The following is a 309-nucleotide window of genomic DNA, read 5'->3' as shown; positions in this document are numbered from 1 at the left end:
TAGGGTTCCAATCTCTACTATAAAAAATACTCTCGTTGCCCGAGTGGTGGAATTGGTAGACACAAGGGATTTAAAATCCCTCGCTTGTAAGAGTGTGCCGGTTCAAGTCCGGCCTCGGGTACCATTATTGATATAAAGCGATTTAGATTGATTTAATCAATTAAGATTATTTTTAAATATCTACGAAGCGGCTGTAGCTCAGCTGGTAGAGCATCACGTTGCCAACGTGAATGTCACGAGTTCGAGTCTCGTTAGCCGCTCCAAATCTGATAACTTTTGTTATCAAAGTAGGGTTCCAATCTCTACTAT

Annotated in this window: 2 tRNA genes; both read left to right on the top strand. The window is 41.1% G+C overall.

Going from position 1 to position 309, the window contains the following annotated elements:
• Positions 1-37 precede the first annotated feature (37 nt).
• Positions 38-124 (top strand) — tRNA-Leu (locus H4J38_RS16995).
• Positions 125-187: 63 nt separating this feature from the next.
• Positions 188-263, top strand: a tRNA-Gly gene (locus H4J38_RS16990).
• The last annotated feature ends 46 nt before the right edge of the window (positions 264-309 follow it).

The organism is Colwellia sp. BRX10-3, from assembly GCF_014077505.1.
Taxonomy (GTDB): domain Bacteria; phylum Pseudomonadota; class Gammaproteobacteria; order Enterobacterales; family Alteromonadaceae; genus Cognaticolwellia.
The sequence above is the reverse complement of the archived record's forward strand: the minus strand, read 5'-3'. Positions and strand labels throughout refer to the sequence as shown.